Raw genomic sequence first — 15,836 nt, 5'->3', positions numbered from 1 at the left:
GGCCTGCCGGATCGACGCGATCGATCGCAAGACGGCGCGCTACACGTCGACGCGCCCGGCCGACGCCGAGCTTCGCGCCGAGCTGCGCGATCTCGCCAATGCGCGTCGGCGCTTCGGCTACCGGCGGCTGTTCGTCTTGCTTCGTCAGCGGGGCGAGCGCTCGGGCAAGAACCGCATCTATCGGCTCTACCGCGAGGAAGGGTTGACCGTGAGGAAACGCCGCGCACGCCGCCGCGCCGTGGGAACACGGGCGCCGATTGTCGTCGAGGCGAAGCCGAATGCGCGATGGTCGCTCGACTTCGTGCACGACCAGCTCGCCAGTGGCCGACGATTCCGCATCCTGAACATCGTCGACGACGTGACGCGCGAATGCCTGGCGGCGATCCCGGACACGTCGATCTCCGGCAAGCGGCTGGCGCGCGAGCTGTCGGCGCTGATCGAAAGGCGCGGCAAGCCTGGCGTGATCGTTTCCGACAATGGGACGGAGTTCACCTCGAACGCCGTCCTGTCCTGGTCGGAGGCGAACAAGGTCGAATGGCATTTCATCATGCCGGGGAAGCCGATGCAGAACGGCTTCTGCGAGAGCTTCAACGGCCGCATGCGGGACGAGCTGCTCAACGAGACGCTGTTCTTCGGGCTCGACCACGCGAGAGAGAAAGTTCGCTCTTGGGTTCACGATTATAACCACCGGCGCCCGCACTCTTCCCTCGGCTATGCGACGCCGGCGGACTATGCGGCCGCGCTCACCGCAACAGGCGATCGGCTGCGCAACCCCGACCAGCTCCGCCGATCGCCTGTTGCTCACCCCACGCCCGCGGGCGTATCAACCGCCGGGACTCAACTCGCCGCTGGATGAAACTTCGGGGGCACGTCAGAGGCGATGCGCGTCGAGCCAAGCTTTTGAAACGTCGACGCCAATGGTAGAAGGGTTCATCTTTTCCATGCCTCTGCTTGTCATTCGGGCCAAAAGCCCGAGTATCCGATCAGGCCAAAGGAAAAGACGAGGGCGATCATACTCTAGCTCTAACCGTCAAACGGTCCGCGGTTTCCCGATTCATCCCTCGCCGGTGACGAGAGCGGTTCCTTTCTGCCTCAGCGGCAGGAAAAGTCATAAGATAAGTGCTTTCCGATCAAACGGAATCGTTCGATCGATCAGAATTCGCTTCGACGAAAGAAAGCTAGAGCGACATCGCCCTCGTCAGGACGCGGAGGCCGCAGGCTTCGACGCCGATGCGATGGAAAAGCGCGGCTTATACGCCTCCAGCCCGATACAGAACGGGGCGAAGCCGAAACGCCGCATCAGCAGCTTGTCGAACAAGGGCGGTAGCGGACGCAGCGGCAGTGCTACGGCCCAGCCGAAGAGCGGATGAATGCGTCCGATCTGCCACATGAGCCAGGCGCTCGACTGGCTGATCGGGCCGGAGATGAAGCTGAACTCTTCGATCGTCAGACCCGATAGAGCGCAGAGTTCCGATAGCATCGCCCGGTTGTAGCCGGCGCGCACATGGCGCCCGTCCTCGACGTCCGGAAATGGACCGTAATCCATGAAAGTTTGCGGAATCCTATGGAGATGAGGCGTCGTCAGCAACAGCCGTCCGCCGGGTTTCAGGCAGTTGACCATGGATTTCATGAGCGCCAGGTCGTCGAGGATGTGCTCGATATTCTCGCAACACAACACGACGTCGAAGGCGCCAATAAAATCGGTTCGCTCGTGCAGCTTGCGGACGTCGCAGATCTCGAATGTCGCGCTCTGGACGTTGCAAAGCGCCGCGCGTTTTTGCGCTACCCTCTGATTCCGCTCATCCCAGCTCAATCCGAGGCTCCTGTATCCCCGTCTGGCCGTGCCGATGGTGAAGGCGCCCGAGCCGCAGCCGACATCCAGCAAGCGATCGGCGTTGCGAGTGACGCGCAGCCGCCGCGTGATCCATCGCATGCGATCCCAGACGAGTGCGTCGCCATGATGCAGCGTGGCCTGGAACCCGAATAATCGCACGAGGAGAGAATTGAACATTTCGTGTTTCCTTACAGGAATTCCGGGCGCTGACGCGCTTGGTCCCGTGCATCATGCAAAAATTCGCTGATCAGCCCTTCAACTTCACGACCGAATCGCCCGGGGCCGAATGCTCCGGCGAGTTGTCTCGACTCCGCTTCGGCCTCAACCAGCCGCGCATCATCGAAGTCGGCCGCCTCGTGCAAGGCTCGCAAAAGCTCATCCTCGTTTCCCGCGACAAAGCGCACCGCGTTGCGCGCGCCTGCAAGATCGTCCGCGCTGCCGACGCGATCGCTCAACAAAAGGCTGCAGCCGCATGAGGTTGCTTCATGCACGACCAGCCCCCACGCCTCGGCGAGCGAGGGCAATACGAAGACTCTCGCCATTCGGAACCTTTCGGCCAATTGCTCGGGTTGCACGAAATCCTCGGTCACGATGTTATCATGTTGGGGAATGAGATGCTTCAGTTCGCCGTTACCACACAAGCGTAACCTCCAATCGGGGCGTGAACGGGAAAAGCGGATAAAGGCGTTAGCGAGACCAAGCACGTCTTTGCGAGCGATGAACTGGCCAACGAAAAGAAAGGTTTTGGGCCGCGACGCGAGATCGCCCCCGCCATGGAACAGAGTTTGGTCCGCGCCATACATGCCGCTGCGCACCAGATCGGCCGGCATCCCGAACCAGCGCATCAGCCTTTCGCCTTGGCGACCCGGGACAATCATGGCGTCAAAATGGCGTCTGTGAAAGATACGAAAGGCGATGGCGCCGAGAGCAAACTGCCGGAAATCTCCACGCCAGTTAGCGTCGCTGAGACCGATCACGCGGCCGCCGCGGGCCTTCACCTCGCGGCCGAGCGCTACGAACGCCGGATAGGCCCAACCGGACTGCACGAAGATTTCAGGGATGGCGAATCCGAGATCGCGCCAGGTCACTGGTTGCATGGCGTCGACCCACGAGATCGGGCAATTCAGCGCCTCTTCCATGCCCGTGATCGGCACTTCCGGCGGCGAGCCGACGACGATACAATCTTGGCCCAAGCGATCCACAGCGCCGCGAATGAGCCGCGCAGCGTATTGTGGCAAGCCCATCCATGAAAATGCGATCTGCGTCACGCGCGACATATCCGCTCGAGCCTGCGAGCGACTCTCATGCTGACATACGGATGGCGACACAGGGCTCGTCCGGGCGTCGGGCCTGAAGGGCGACCTCGGTATGGCCATCGTCGACGAAACGCCCGCGATCCTCGACCAGATCGAACATGGGATCGTTGCTGTCATGAAACTCGCAGGGGCGAATTTCGACAAAGCCCGCCTCCCGAAGAAGACTGCTCATCAGTTCCCGATCATACATCCAGCGATGGCCGCTATAGCCGAAGAAAGATCGCAGAGTTCCGACTAGGCCGCGTCGACGCTGCAACAAGCCGATGTGACATGCCCCGATGAAAGCGTCCGCGGCCTCGCCTCGGCCTTCACGCCGATCACGCAGATAGCGTTCGGCCCGCGAAGCGAGATCGGGCACGATCATGCGGAACACGCCGCCCGGACGCAGCGCCTTATACGTGTTAGCGATCGCCCGCGACACGTCTTCCCGTGCAAGGTGCTCCAGCACATGACTGGCGTATATCGCCTCCACAGAGCCGTCGGGCACGGGCAAGCCGGCAACGATATCTCCATAGGCGACATTGGATGGAAACAGGCGGAGGTTCAGAGTGTCGGCTACGAAGCCAACTCCTGGCAGCCGTTCCAGGCGAAGACGCGGGGAGGCGTCGAAACTGATCCACCCTTCCGGGGCGCTGAGGCCGCAGCCATATTGAACATAGCGCTGGTTCAAGATCGCCTCCGAGCGCACCGATTCAGACAGAGGTTGCAGGAATTTCGGCCAATGTAGCGGGCGATCTCGGCTTCGAGTTCGAGCACGGATTTGAAGACGCCTCGCCCGATTTTTCGAGGCGTGATGGACGAGCCCATTTTGTGCAGACATCGAAAACACCTCTGTCGGCGACCTCAGTCCACGACCGGACCAAGAAATGGATTGCCGCTTTCATTCTCGACTCGCCGGAATCGCGACCGGCGCGCAGATGCGTAGCGATTCCTCGATCGCGAATGTCGCTTCTGTGACGGCGACGAGTTGAGCGAGCGGAATGGGCGCCTCGCGCTTGCCCCGCGTCGCCTCGAGAAACGCCGAGACGAGGCCGTGCTGGCCCTTGTTCTGCGCGCTTTTCGTCGTCTTGCGCTTGCCACTCCGCGTCACGGTGAGGCAACGAAAGTCGTCGAGTTGGATCACGCGCCCCCCGGCAAAGACTTCGATATATTCCTTCGGCACGCCCGCGTCGCCGACCGACGAATAGACGATCGTGCCGCTGGAGCCGTCGGCGAAGCGGACGAGGATCGAGACCGCATCGGCATGATCGCGCGTGGCGATCGCTTGCGCCTCGATCGGCAGGCTTCCGGATAGGAAGGTCAAAGCATCCACGAAATGGCATACTTCGCCGATCACGCGGCCAGCTCCTTCCTCGCGCTGTATCCAACTATCGGCCGGGATAGCGCCCGCGTTGATGCGATATAGCATCACGAGCGCTCCCGTTCGCGGCTCGAGCGCAGCTTTGGCCTTTTGCAGCAGCGGCGCGAAGCGTCGATTAAATCCGACGGTGAGCACGCCCGGCCCGATTTCAGCCGCGCCTAGGACCTCGGTCAGGCCGGAGCTGTCGATCGCCAGTGGTTTTTCACAAAACACGTGCTTTCCAGATCGCAAGGCGTCGCGCGCAAAGCGCGCATGCGTGTCGTGTCGCGTCGCGATGAACACAGTGTCGGTATCATTGTCCTCCAAGGCAGCGGCCGGCTCGGTCGCCGAGACAGCAAATCCATGCTTCTCGGCGGCGTGCCTCGCGCTGACGCCCGTGGCGGTCACCACCGTGGTCAGCGTCGCGCCGCCAGCCTTGCGCAGCGCCGGCAGCAGCACGCCTTGGGCATAATTTCCGAAGCCGAGGAAAGCGACGCCGTTTCCGCCGCTGGCGCGGAGCGCCGGTGGAGCGAGACGCAGACTTCTTTCGATCGCTCGCCCTGCCGCTTCTGGATATGTGATCAGAATGGCGAGATGAGGCTCGTCGCTCTCGAGCAGCTCATACGCCTTCTCCGCCTGCGCGATCGGGAAGCGATGCGTGACGAGCCGCTTCGGCGTCACTTTCCCATCGGCGACGAGTGAGAGAAACGCCTCCATATTGCGCTGTTCGGTCCAGCGCACATAGGGCAGAGGATAGTCCAACCCGTTCTGCTCATAGGCTGGGTCATGCCGGCCCGGACCGTAGGAAAGCGATAGCTTCAGTTCCAATTCGCGCTTGTAGAAGGGCTCACGATCGATGGTCATACCGATCATTCCGACAATGACGATACGGCCTTTCAGTCGGCTGATCTCGGCGGCGAGATTGATCGGTTCATTGGACTTGCTGGACGCCGTGACGATCACCGCATCGGCGCCATATTCATTGGTGAATCCGGCCGTCGCTTCGATCAGGTCGTCGCTGACGGCAGCGTCCGCACCTAGCTCCACTGCTAGTTTCGCGCGCGCCGGATTGGGATCGAAGCCCATAACGCGACAGCCGTTCGCTTTGAGCAATTGAACCGTGAGCAGCCCGAGAAGGCCAAGGCCCATGACCACTACTCGTTCGCCGAGCGTCGGCGAAGCGAGGCGCACACCTTGCAGTGCGATCGAGCCGAGCGTGACGAAGCTCGCGTCCTCATCGTCGACGCCTGCCGGAATGGCCGCGGTGAGATGCATCGGCACAGCATTGAACTCGGCGTGATTGGCTTGTCCCGCGCCCGCGCATGCAATGCGATCACCGACCACATAGGCGCCTCCGCGTCGTCCGATGTCGACGACCTCGCCGGCGAGGCTGTATCCCAAGGGAATCGGAGTATCCAGTTTGGCGAACACTTTCTCGATCGTCGGCCGTAGGCCGTCGCGTCCGACATTGTGCAACACGCGACGCACGAGGTCCGGACGCGCGATCGCCTTGCCGACAAGCGACGCCTTGGCGAGATCGATCAACTGCTTTTCCGTGCCGGAACTGATCAGCGACACTCTGGTCGCGACGAGCACGCCACCATCGATCGCCTTCGGCGCTGGAACTTCGGCGACCCGCAATTCGCCAGTTCGGTAGTTCTGCTCGACCTGCTTCACGAGATCTCCGCTGCTTCTACTCGTCAGCCGAATACGAAACGACGCTCAACTCCGTCGTGACTCCGTCTTCGCCATCGAGTTTGACGCGCAATCGCGTCGTGTCGAACTCCAGACCCATATCCGGCCACCAGACCGCAGGCTCGATTTCGATCGGCCTGGAACAGCTCATTCGGATCGCCACCGCACCGCGCGTTATCGACGCGACGGCGCCGGCGATTTCGACCTGCGCGTCCGGATGCAACAGGAAACCAATGCTCGCCACTCGCTTCGTGTGACCTTCGATTCGGTCCGTGATCGTTATTCGACTCGGTTCGACGGCGAACCCGCGAATGTGGATGGGCGCCTGCGCCAATCGTGCAAAACCGTCGTGCTCTCCCGTGAGCATGAAGCCATCGTCAGTCCGGCTGTAGGAGAGGATGGCGACCTCAGGCCGTCGTCCGCAACGGAACGAACCAAAAAATTCGGCCTGATCCGCGCCGTCGAAACACAATGTGTTGTGGCTCGCCGCCGTCCGACAAAGTTCGCGCCGCTCGCCGGCGACATATTCGAACACACCCTGATCGACGACGATACGCGCGCCGCCGACCGACCATTCGAAGCTCGCTACGTCGCCATGCGCATGTGCAGGCAAATCGTCTGGCCCGATGCGGCCGCAATCGGCGAGAAAATAGCTTTCCTCGCTGCGTAACCCGAAGTAGCCGGCGTCTCGAAAAGCAAAGACATCGCGGGACGACGGCCGTCCACCGAACAGCTTTTCGTAGACAGCCAAGCATTCGCCCGGCGCATAGGCCATCGACAGGCCCGAGTCGTTGAACAATGCGACCGAGCCGTCCGGATGTGTAAGATCGGCGACGACTTGCGCCATGTGGTGTAGAGCATCGTCGAGTTCGCCGTTCAATGGATCGCAGCCGAGCGCATGGCGACACTCGAGCAGATCGGCAAATACCTGGCAGTGGTAGGACGGGGAACGCTCATAATGCATCCCATCCGGCAGGATTTGGGCACGTAATTCCCGCCGTAGCAAACGCAAGCCGCACGCGCGCCAGCGATCCGCGTCGCGACCCGTGAAGAAAGCGGACGCCCAGATCAGCGCTTTGAGGTTCTTTATGAGGTGATTTCCACCGATGTCAGTCTCGAGATTGGCTTCCAGAAATCGCAATTGTCTGGCGAGCGAAGCGATCATCATCGCGCTCTCGTCGACGGTCAGACGCGCGCCGCGGGTGGCTGCTTGCTGCATCCAGACGACGACACGCAACGAAAGCGCATAGCTGTTCCAGGTGTCCTTCCAATAGTCCCGCGCATAGGGAGGGTTGGCGTTCGTCCACTGGCTGACGAGTTCGAAGAACATCTCATCGTCGACGTCCTCCAGATACTCCATGTAGTGGAGATTCATTCGCCAGAGCTGCCCGCCTCGATCGCCACGACGCATCCGCCAGTCGACGATGGCAGGGGACGCATGCGACTGGCGAAGAAAGGTGAAGCGCAAGGATCGACCGATCCGTGCGATCATTCCTCGCCGCGGTTCGAAAAGAGGCGTCGGCGGCCTATCGGCGAGCGGCGGCGCTGTGGCCGGGAGCGGCGCGGACAGTCCGACATGGGCGACGCGTCGTATCAAATCGAGTTCCAAGCGGCGCGCCAATTTGGCCAGCGGCACGTTCCGCCCGAAGGCGATCGCCCGCGCCATCTTGCGCAATGCTCCTTCTTTCATCGGCGGGCCAGCGTCTCGAGTTGCACGGCGACTGGACGCTTCGCCGGTTCAGCGCCGATCGCTGCCGACAGAACATCTAAATAGCGCGCCGCGAGCACTGCCCGATCGTAATGCTCGCGCACATGCGCGCAGCCTGAGGCGCCGAGCCGAGCAACGAGATTGCGGTCATTGGCGAGCCGCAAGATTGCAGCGGCGAGCTCATTCGCGCTCTGCGGGGTGATCGCAATTCCCGCTCGGGCCTCCTCAAGCAATTTACGCGCTTCTCCGTCCACCCCGAGAACAATTGGACGGCGCATAGCCATGGCTTCGAACATTTTGGAAGGCAGCACTGTTTTGAATAGTTCGTCTCGGCGCAGGAGTATGAGGCTGACATCCGTCGCGGCCCATATGCCCGGCATGGCCTCCTTCGGCTGCTGTTCGAGCATCAGGACATTGTCGAGCCGCCTCTCTTCCTTCAGGCGGAGAAGTCGTGGTCGTTCCGCGCCTTCGCCGACGAGTAGGAAAATAATGTCCGTCGACCCTCGCAGCAACTCGGCCGCCTCCAGAATCGTGTCGAGACCGTGCGCCATGCCGTGCGTTCCGACATAGGCCGCGACGAATTTGCTTTGCAAGTCGAGCCGCTCTTTCGCCGCGTGTGTGTCGTCGCTCGCGTTGAAACGATCGAGGTCCGCGCCATTCTTGATCACTGTTGTCTTTTCCGGCGCGCCGCCGCGCGCGGCGATGTGAGGCATGAATGAGTCCGTCACGGAGACGATCCTATCGGCCCGACGGTAGGCCAGGGCCTCGAGCTGCTCGAGACAGCGAATGAGGAATCCATTGCGCATCGCGCCGACTGTCACAATGCTCTCCGGCCACAGGTCGCGTATCTCGAGAACCCATGGGGTCCGCTTCAACGCGCGAGCGACGAGCCCGACGAGGCCGCAAAAAAATTGCGGTGAAGTCGATATGACGACATCCGGGCGCTGGAGCCAGACGAACGCCATGCTCGCCGACAGTGCGTAAGAGAGGTAGTTCAACGCCCGACGCAGGAAACCTTCATTGGCGGCGATGAGCGTGAACACGCGCACCACGCGCACGCCGTCGATTGTCTCCGTCTGATAGAGCCGATTGACATAGCCAGGATAAACCTTGCCGCGCGGATGGTTCGGCACGCAGGTAACGACGACGACCTCATGCCCAGCGCGCGCCCAAACGCGGGCGTGCTCTGCGGTTCTGGAGGCTGGCGCATTCACCTCGGGCGGGTAGTAGTGCGTAAAAAAGACGATCCGCACGATCAGCTAATTTCCTCGTCAAGCGGGTAGAGGCAAGCGCTCGTGAGCGAGAAACGCGTCGATCTCCTCTGCGATGCGTTCGGCCGCGCGCCCGTCCCACAAGGGTGGGATGCGACCTTTCTTGCCGCCATTGTCGAGGATATCGTCGACCGCAGCATTCAGCTCATCGAGCGTGGCGACGAGTTGATTTGTGCCCTGCTCGATGGTGATCGGGCGCTCGGTGCTATTTCGAACCGTTAGACATGGCGTCCCGAGAGCAGTCGTCTCCTCCTGCACACCGCCGCTGTCGGTGACGACGAAGCGCGCTTCGCGCATGAGCCCGATCGCGCGCAGATAGCTGAGCGGCGGGGCGACGATGATGGGGGAGGAGCGTAGAAATCCGCCAAGATCAGCGCTCTCGATCATCGAACCCGTGCGCGGATGCAGAGGAAACACGAGCGGAATTTTTTGCGCGATCCCGGCCAGAGCTTCAAGAAGCAATGCGAGCTTGTCCGGATCGTCGACATTGGAGGGACGATGCAGTGTGACCAGCGCGAAGCCGCGGCTTACCACATCTTCGCCGATCGCGGGTGTCACGCCGATTTCCGTGAGTGTCTCGCGCGCGGGGGCCGCGCGATGTAGGCACGCATGCAATGTATCGATCATCACATTTCCGACGAAGACGATGCGTCCCGGAGAAACGCCCTCTCCGATCAGATTATCGACGGCGGAATGTTCGGTCGTGAAAAGGAGATCGGAGAGCCGATCTGTCACGAGGCGATTGATCTCCTCCGGCATAGAGCGGTCCTTGCTGCGCAGCCCGGCTTCGACATGAGCGATCGGAATGCGCAGCTTAGCGGCGACGAGCGCGGAGGCGACCGTCGAGTTGACGTCGCCGACTACGAGCAGGAGATCTGGCGTTTTTTTCGACAGCTCGGACTCCATTCCCAACATGATGCGGGCCGTCTGCTCTGTGCCGGTTCCGGACCCCACTTCGAGATTTACATCCGGCGATGGAATGCTGAGTTCGTCGAAAAACACGGCGTTCATGGCGACATCGTAATGTTGCCCAGTATGGATGAGTCGCGCTACGAGGCCCTTGCGCGCCGAGATGGCGCGCATGATCGGCGCGATCTTCACGAAATTGGGGCGCGCGCCGACAACGCAGGCGATCGTTCGCGGCTCGAGTTCCAACATGGCTATTCCATCTCTGAATCGGCGCGACGCTCAGATGCGAATGCTGTCCGCATCACGCCAGGACGACATTGGCGCTCGTCACGCCCCGGTGCCGACATGCGTTTCGCGTATCGACGATCAATTTTGCATGAGAGGCGAGAACGGCGTAATCGACATCGTCGTGATCGGTCGCGATCAGGACCGCGTCATAGCCGCCGATTTGCGCAGGATCCCAGACTTCGGACCGACGCCCGGCCAAAGATTTGTGCTCGCGCGTCTCCGGGATCATGTTGACGTAAGGATCATAGAAACGCACCTCCGCTCCACGCGCTTCGAGCAATTCGATGAGTCGCAGCGACGGGCTTTCTCGGATGTCGTCGACGTTCTTCTTATAGGCGACGCCGAGCACCAAAATGCGCGACTTGTTCAGGCCGCGCCCGCGAGTGGCGTCGAGAGCCCGCGCCAGCTCATTGACGACATGCTGCGGCATGCTGGAATTGATCTCTCCGGCCAGCTCGATAAAGCGCGTCACGACGCCATATTCGCGCGCTTTCCAGGTGAGATAGAAAGGATCTATAGGAATGCAGTGTCCACCCAGCCCTGGCCCGGGATAGAATGGCATATATCCGAAAGGCTTCGATTTCGCGGCCTCGATCACTTCCCACACGTCGATGCCCATCGCGCCATAGACCAGTTTCAGCTCGTTGACGAGCGCGATGTTGACCGCGCGGAAGATGTTTTCGGTCAGCTTGACCGCCTCGGCAGTTGCGCTCGAGGAGACCTCGACGGTCCTCGGGACGAATTGGTTATAGAGCGCGACGGCCAATCTGCGTGCGTCGGCGCTGTCGGCGCCGACGACCTTCGGGATGCGCGACGTCGAAAATTCCAGATTGCCCGGGTCCTCTCGCTCGGGCGAGAAGGCGAGATAAAAGTCTTTGTCGCACGAGAGTCCGCTGGTTTCCAGGATGGGGCGCAACACTTCATAGGTCGTTCCGGGATAGGTTGTGGACTCCAATATAATCAATTGACCGGGTCTCAAACGGGACGCGATCTGCTCTCCCGTCGCGATGACGAAGGAGAGATCCGGGCCGAGATGAGCGTCGAGCGGGGTCGGCACACAGATCAGCAGGGCGTCCGCTTCGGAAAGGCGATCGAAATTGGTCGTCGCCTCGATCAGATTCTGTTTCACGAGCGGGCGAATTCGATTGTCCGAAATATGCTTGAGGTAGCTTTTTCCCTTCGCCAGGGCCTCGGGCTTCATGGGATCGACGTCGAACCCCAGCACATGCGATCCGACTTCGGCGGCGGTGATGCAGATCGGCAGACCGACATAGCCGAGTCCGATCACGCCGATCAGCGCGTGCCTGCGCGTCAGACGTTCTTCGAGAGCATCGATAGGCGCGCGCTGTTGCAATTTCGAGGTTAGCATCGTGCCGTCCATCGTCGGTTAGAAGTGAGGTCGTGAAACAGCTTTTAGCCATTGTGAAATTTCGAGCGAGGCTCGAACACGGCGCAGGATGTGATAAGAGACGTTCGTTCGCCCGACGCTACCGCACTTCGGGTGAATCGCTTCACCCGAAGCCCGATTTTGTCGTCACGCCGCCGCACGAAGGCGCAGTGGCGCTTACCGTCTCGCGCAACGTGAGGCCATGCGACCCTTCACAGGGTAGAGAAAGCCCATGGCGTCGAGTCGCGCGCTGCTCTCGCGTCGCGTGGAGCAACGAGATGAATTCGAGCTGTTCGGCGATCAGCAGCCGCCGGAGCGTCGCCGGCCATCGGAAGTCCGATTACAGTCAATGTCGTAGCGAAAATTTCGAACGAAGCGACGATCGCCGGAAAGATGTGCGAACCGACGAAATCGACCGGGCGTTCGATCCAGAAATGTAGCCTCAGATCGGAAGGTACGGCGTCGCTGAAGGAGACAGCGGACGTGTGGCGCTTCGACAAAATGCTTCGCGTTCGCGGCGTGAGCTCGCGGGAATGGATGATAGAACGCGCTCGAACAGCATATGCCAATTTCGCTTTTGCGATTCCGAAATTGTCTTTCGAGATAGCAATCGCCTCGATGGCGATGGCGACGAGAGCAAGTTCGGTGAACAGCGAACGAGATTGACGCATCAATGCCGCCTCGAATCTAAATTTAAATGCGCGTGGACGAAATGTTGTGCGAGGCTAGCTCGCGGAGCGAATGGTTCAAGCAGCGTCTATTCTGGAGCCGATTATAGTGCACAATCGGCATTGGTGCTCGTTGGGTAAATTACCAGGCTCTGGTGCAAACGGTATGAGCGGACATAATCCGTGAGGGCAGAACCGGACGCTGGGGTAATGGGTGATGCTGAGTGCGGACAAACTTTTCAAAGGCCGCCATTTCGACCGCGAGATCATCGTTCTCTGCGTGCGCTGGTATCTGCGATACAAGCTCAGCTTTCGACGATCTCGTGGAAATGATGTCCGAACGCGCCTTGGCTTTGGCTCACACGACCATCATGCGCTGGGTTCAGCGCTACGTTCCGGAGTTCGAAAAGCGGTGGAACCGCTTCGCGTGCAGGGTCGGCGGATCGTGGCGCGTCGACGAAACTTACGTCAAGATCAAGGGCTGCTGGGTTTATCTCTATCGCGCCGTCGACAAGGCGGGAAAGACAGTGGACTTTTTGCTGCGCGCCAAGCGGGAGGTCGCCGCCGCCAAAGCGTTTTTCCGTCGTGCGTTCGCGAGCCACGGACGGCCCCCGCGCAAAATCACGCTCGACGGATATCAGGCGTCACATCGGGCGGCGCGCGAGCTTCTCGCGCAGCATCGAGGCAGCGCACGGACTCGAATTCGATCTTCGAAATACCTGAATAATCTGATTGAACAGGATCACCGATCTATCAAGCTTCGCTTGGGTCCTATGCTCGGGTTCAAGCGATTCCGACATGCGGCGATCACCATCGCCGGTGTCGAAATCATGCATCGCATCAGGAATGGTCAATTTGCACTGAGCAAATTTGGTGCCGCTGGGACAACTGCGCCCGAAATCTGGCGTGCGGTGCTCGCGGCCCAATCCCAACGAATGTCGGCCCTCATCGCACGGCGAGGTGCATGAAATTGCACCGCAACCATGCAGATAACTTTCGCCTTTGAGAAGTATCGCGGGCTTGACGGGCTCAATGTCGAGCCGACCACGTTCAGGCCTGAACGGGCTGCCGCAAGGCAAATCGGCAGGCCTACATAGCCCAGCCCGATGAAAACGATCGTCGCGTCCTAGGCGCGGAGCCGCTCCGCAAGTCGCGTTCCAAAGTATCGTGTGCTTTCGTCCATGCAGTTTTCGACGCCTTCCAGCGTTGTTGATTGCTTATCCACTGTCGTGTCCTCGCGACAGGACGCGGCCAGATGACCCGCATTCCAGGGATGCCGAGGTTGTTCTGGAGGATTTCAAAACGGCTGTTGAGGCGTTCGTACCACTGCCGTCAATTTTACAGTTCGCGTAGATCGTCGGTCTCGAACGCTGCAGCGGCCAGTGCAAGCATGAGTATGACCGGCAGTAAGACGAGGAGAAACACCGCGAAGGCGAGGGATTGCCCGGTTGCTCGTACCCCCGAAAGTGCGCCTCTTGTTATAGAGCGATCTTTCCCGCTGCTTTTCTTATCATTCGGCATGTGCGTCTGGGATCTTTATTTCTCGGATCGCTGTGTTGGCTTTGTCGCAAATTTTCTTTATGCGCTCGAGGAACGTGTGAGAGTGACGTGGCTCACGCGGTGAGGGCGTGGAACTGCTGCGCAGGACGCAATTCGCCTCTGGTCTTCAACTAATCCTTTCGGATCATATGCAAGAGCTCGATCCTCGTTCGAAGGCGGACGCATCTCCTCGGACGGCGCGTCATTCTGCTCGCCATGGCGGAGCGCCGGCTCGGCGTGGCCCAGCGGCTGGCGCGCTACTTTCTCGATCACCGCGATCCCTCGGGCATCACCCACATCTTCGCCGATATGATCCGCGCCCGCATCTACGCGATCAGCTGCGGTTATGAGGACGCCGACGATCTCGACTTTCTGCGCTCCGACCGGGCGTTCAAGCGCGCCTGCGGGCGTCTGCCCGACACGGGCCGCGATCTCGCCTCGCAGCCGACGCTGTCGCGACTCGACAACGCGCCAGCTCTGCGCGATGTGACCACCTGACCTATGCGCTCGTCGACCAATGGATGGCCTCCTACGACGAGCCGTCGTCCTCCGTCACGCTCGATATCCACGACACGTGCAACATCCCGCATGGCCATCAGCAATTGTCGCTGTTCAACGCCCATTACGACGAGCGCTGCTTTCTGCCGATCCATGTCTACGACACCGAGAAGAGCCGCCTCGTCGCCGGGATCCTACGCACGGGCAAGACGCCGTCCCGCGGCGAGGTGAGAGCGCATCTGCACCCGCTGACGCGATCTATCCGCAAATCTTGGCCGGCGAGCCGCATCCTGTTTCGCGGCGAGGGACATTATGCGTGGCCCGAGGCGATGGCCTTGTGCGACGATCACGGCGTCGATTATGTCTTCGGCCTACCCGGGACCAAGCCGCTGTCCAAGAAAGTCGACGGGATGGCAGACGCTGTCTGCGTCGAGTGCGCCATCGACGACCCGGACGGCGTGCTCGGCTATGCCGAGACGCGCCATTGCGCCAAGTCCTGGGACAGGGGGCGGTGCGCGATCGCCCGCATCGAAGCGACGCGGCTCGGCCTCGATATCCGCTTTGTCGTCACCAATCTCCCATATGGCGCGCCGCAATGGCTCTACGACAGTCTCTACTGCGCGCGCGGACAGGCGGAGAACCTCATCAAGCTGCACAAGACGCAGCTATCCTCCGATCGAACCTCATGCCGTTCGGCGCTCGCCAATCAGCTTCGCCTCGTCTCGCATACCGCCGCCTATTGGCAGGTGCTCCGCGTCCGCGACGCCATTCCGGCACCTTGCGATCTGGCGAAAGTGAAGTTCTCGACGCTACGCCTGCTGAAGGCCGCCGGCCGCGTGATTGAGACCGCGAGCCGCGTGCGCCTCGCCCCTTCACCGCCGCCAGTCCCGAAGCCGATATCTTCTGCTCCCTGCTGGCCCCGCTGCTCCTGCCTGGCGGCCCATGAACGACGGGGCAGCGCGCCCCTCACATCTTTCCTATCCCTCTAACGCGTTCTTGAAGGCGCGGTTCTCGAAGCGGTGAAAAAGCGGAACGACCTCGCACGGCTCGTGAGCCGAACGGCCCAACAATCCAAAAACTGGCCCCGTCATGAATAAGATCGGCTAGAGCCTTGTCGGTCCCACGGCTACCGCACTTTGGGTGAATCGCTTCACCCAAAGTGCGGTCATTCACAGTTCCGCCAAATGACTAGCATTCTAAAAACCTATCATGCTTTTTGGTGGAATTCTTTCCGCAGCATTACCTAATACGAACCCTCTGAGAGACTGTCTCACGTCGAGGGATTCCCGAATCGGCCGAAATTTGTTGAATGAACCGGCTCTGTCGCGAATTTTGGCTTTGCCGCAAATTTTGTTTATGGACGCGATGAACGCGTGAGAGTGAC

11 protein-coding genes and 1 pseudogene are annotated in these 15,836 nt (G+C 60.7%); 3 read left to right on the top strand and 9 right to left on the bottom strand.

The genetic code is table 11. The features are described 5' to 3' along the window. On the top strand, positions 1 to 856 hold an 856-nt coding region (locus tag EDE12_RS20910; protein ID WP_134188281.1), incomplete at its 5' end, for an IS3 family transposase. A gap of 342 nt (positions 857 to 1,198) precedes the next feature. Here the strand turns inward: EDE12_RS20910 and EDE12_RS20905 are convergent. The 9 genes from EDE12_RS20905 to EDE12_RS20865 all read right to left on the bottom strand — a co-directional run bounded on the left by EDE12_RS20905 (position 1,199) and on the right by EDE12_RS20865 (position 12,418). Further along, positions 1,199 to 1,933, bottom strand: a complete 735-nt coding sequence (locus tag EDE12_RS20905; RefSeq protein ID WP_245267501.1) for a methyltransferase domain-containing protein — start codon at positions 1,931 to 1,933, stop codon at positions 1,199 to 1,201. Positions 1,934 to 2,022: 89 nt separating this feature from the next. Continuing rightward, positions 2,023 to 3,102, bottom strand: coding sequence for a glycosyltransferase (locus EDE12_RS20900; protein ID WP_166671917.1), 1,080 nt, complete (start codon positions 3,100 to 3,102; stop codon positions 2,023 to 2,025). A 34-nt stretch (positions 3,103 to 3,136) separates the two neighbouring features. Then, entirely contained in the window at positions 3,137 to 3,820 is a 684-nt protein-coding gene (locus EDE12_RS20895) for a methyltransferase domain-containing protein (RefSeq protein WP_051465632.1), read from the bottom strand. 210 nt (positions 3,821 to 4,030) lie between these two features. Next, complete coding sequence (locus EDE12_RS20890) at positions 4,031 to 6,166, bottom strand: bi-domain-containing oxidoreductase (RefSeq protein WP_024882124.1); 2,136 nt, start codon at positions 6,164 to 6,166, stop codon at positions 4,031 to 4,033. Between the two features lie 16 nt (positions 6,167 to 6,182). Continuing rightward, positions 6,183 to 7,850, bottom strand: coding sequence for an alginate lyase family protein (locus EDE12_RS20885; protein WP_198022884.1), 1,668 nt, complete (start codon positions 7,848 to 7,850; stop codon positions 6,183 to 6,185). A 20-nt stretch (positions 7,851 to 7,870) separates the two neighbouring features. Further along, positions 7,871 to 9,145 (bottom strand): glycosyltransferase family 4 protein, encoded by a 1,275-nt coding sequence (locus EDE12_RS20880; RefSeq protein ID WP_084768310.1) that lies wholly within the window; start codon positions 9,143 to 9,145, stop codon positions 7,871 to 7,873. 18 nt (positions 9,146 to 9,163) lie between these two features. After that, positions 9,164 to 10,321: a UDP-N-acetylglucosamine 2-epimerase (non-hydrolyzing) gene (wecB, locus tag EDE12_RS20875; RefSeq protein WP_026597737.1), complete on the bottom strand. Its 1,158-nt coding sequence runs from the start codon at positions 10,319 to 10,321 to the stop codon at positions 9,164 to 9,166. A gap of 52 nt (positions 10,322 to 10,373) precedes the next feature. Beyond that, positions 10,374 to 11,729 carry a nucleotide sugar dehydrogenase gene (locus EDE12_RS20870; RefSeq protein WP_026597738.1) on the bottom strand — a complete coding sequence of 452 codons (1,356 nt, stop codon included), beginning with the start codon at positions 11,727 to 11,729 and terminating at the stop codon, positions 10,374 to 10,376. A 230-nt stretch (positions 11,730 to 11,959) separates the two neighbouring features. After that, positions 11,960 to 12,418: a hypothetical protein gene (locus tag EDE12_RS20865; RefSeq protein WP_024882129.1), complete on the bottom strand. Its 459-nt coding sequence runs from the start codon at positions 12,416 to 12,418 to the stop codon at positions 11,960 to 11,962. A 214-nt stretch (positions 12,419 to 12,632) separates the two neighbouring features. On the opposite strand from EDE12_RS20865, the gene EDE12_RS20860 reads away from it, so the two are divergent. Together EDE12_RS20860 and EDE12_RS20850 are read left to right on the top strand one after the other, a co-directional pair. Then, positions 12,633 to 13,383, top strand: a protein-coding gene (locus tag EDE12_RS20860; protein WP_245267484.1) for an IS6 family transposase whose coding sequence is annotated in 2 segments (ribosomal slippage) — positions 12,633 to 12,731 and positions 12,733 to 13,383 — 750 coding nt in all. Because the reading frame shifts where the segments join, the coding sequence is not laid out codon by codon here. 683 nt (positions 13,384 to 14,066) lie between these two features. Further along, positions 14,067 to 15,398 (top strand): annotated as a pseudogene (locus EDE12_RS20850) (IS1380 family transposase). The last annotated feature ends 438 nt before the right edge of the window (positions 15,399 to 15,836 follow it).

The organism is Methylosinus sp. sav-2 (genome assembly GCF_004366495.1).
Classification (GTDB): Bacteria; Pseudomonadota; Alphaproteobacteria; order Rhizobiales; family Beijerinckiaceae; genus Methylosinus.
This window is presented reverse-complemented; position numbering and strand designations above follow the sequence as displayed.